This is a genomic window from Mesorhizobium sp. M1A.F.Ca.IN.020.03.2.1, from assembly GCF_004023205.1.
GTDB lineage: Bacteria > Pseudomonadota > Alphaproteobacteria > Rhizobiales > Rhizobiaceae > Mesorhizobium.
On sequence record NZ_RZSV01000445.1, the window covers coordinates 1 to 1,739 of the forward strand.

Consider the following 1,739-nt stretch of genomic DNA (forward strand, 5'->3'; position numbering starts at 1 on the left):
GTATTCGTCGGCGTCATGCAGTATTCGACCAAGACGGTGATCGAGATGATCGCCGACGGGCGCTGCCTGGCCCCCGAGCCCGGCGACATCTACATCGTCAACGACCCCTATCTCGGCGGCACGCATCTGATGGACGTGCGCTTCGTCATGCCGGTCTACCGCGACGGCAAGATCTTCTGCTGGCTGTCCAACACCGGCCATTGGCCGGATATCGGCGGCGCGGTGCCTGGCGGCTTCTCGGCCTCGGCCACCGCCGTCGAGCAGGAAGGTCTGCGGCTGCCACCGGTGAAGCTGTTCAAGAGGGGCGTGCTCGATCCCGAGATCTACGCTATCATCTGCTCCAACATTCGCGTCGCCGACCAGCGCATCGGCGACATCCGCGCCCAGGCTGCGGCGCTGCTGATCGGCCAGGACAGGCTCAATGAAATCCTGGATCGTTACGGCGACGAAACCGTCGTCGAGGCGATCGCCGAATTGCGCCGCCGCGCCGCCGAACAGATGCGCGCCTCGATCGCCGTTATCCCGGACGGCGTCTACCGCTCGCAAGCTTTTGTCGATTCCGACGGCGTGGTGAACGAGCCGCTGACCATCAATCTCGCCGTCGAGAAGAAGGGCGACAGCCTGACCTTCGATTTCGCCGGCTCGTCAAAGCCCTGCGCAGGCCCGATGAACAGCGTGCTGGCGACGACGCTGTCATCAGTCTACCTCGCCATGCGCCATATCTTCCCCGAAGTGCCGATCAGCGCCGGCGCGTTCGAGCCGCTCAATGTCAAGCGGCCGGAAGGTACCTTCCTCGACGCCAAATATCCGCGGCCGGTCTCGGGCTGCGCGGCGGAGGTTTCGCAGCGTATTGCGGAGGCCGTGTTCGCGGCGATGGTGCAGGCATTGCCGGAGAAAGTGACGGCAGCGCCCGCCGGTTCCAGCGGCAATTTCGCGCTCGGCGGCAACGACCCGACGCGCGGCCGCGACTATGTCATGTACCAGATTTCGGGCGGCGGCTATGGCGGCAATGCGGGTCATGACGGCTTGAGCAATGGATGCTCGACCATCGGCATTTCGAAATCGCCGCCGGTCGAAATCATGGAGCAGGCGTTCCCGGTGCTCTACCGCCATTACGCGCTGCGCGAAGGCTCCGGGGGCGCCGGCAAACATCGCGGCGGCTTCGGGCTCGCCTACGAGGTCGAGATCCTGCGCGGTGAAGCCCGCGCGTCCTTCGTCATGGACCATGGCCGTTTCGGGCCGCAAGGCGCGCTTGGCGGCAGGGACGGCGCGCCGAACAGCGTGACCGTGTTCCGGGGCGGCGAAGCGCATGTGCCGCCGCATCTGTCGAAAGAGCAGGATATCGCGCTCAAGGCCGGCGACCGCGTGCGCGTCGGCACGCCCGGCGGCGGCGGCTATGGCGATCCGCGCGAGCGCGATCCGAAGCAGGTCGCCGAAGATGTCCGGCTCGGCTACTACACGGCCGAGCAGGCGCGGGAGATGTTCGGGGCCGATCCGGAGGTTTGATCAGGCCAACTTCGCCAGCAGCCGTAAGAAGGTCGCAGCCTCCTTGGCCGTGAGCGGCGCCAGCGTTTCCTCGGTGATGGTGCGGGCAAGCGGGATCAGCCGCTCGATCGCCTCGCGGCCTTCAGCCGTCAGATTGACCAGCAGCCGCCTCTTGTCCACCTCGTGCTTGGAAAGCTCGACCAGCCCGCGCGCCTTCAGCCGGTCGATGACGCCCTTTACGGTCGCGGCATCCA

General features: G+C 66.2%; 1 protein-coding gene and 1 pseudogene. One reads left to right on the forward strand and one right to left on the reverse strand.

Annotated features, from left to right (window positions below; translation table 11 throughout):
* A partial coding sequence (locus EOA79_RS31860; protein WP_128293675.1) for a hydantoinase B/oxoprolinase family protein occupies nt 1-1,506 on the forward strand: 1,506 nt, incomplete at its 5' end.
* On the opposite strand, the pseudogene EOA79_RS31865 reads toward EOA79_RS31860, so the two are convergent.
* A pseudogene (locus EOA79_RS31865) lies at nt 1,507-1,739 on the reverse strand (MarR family transcriptional regulator); the annotation flags it as partial.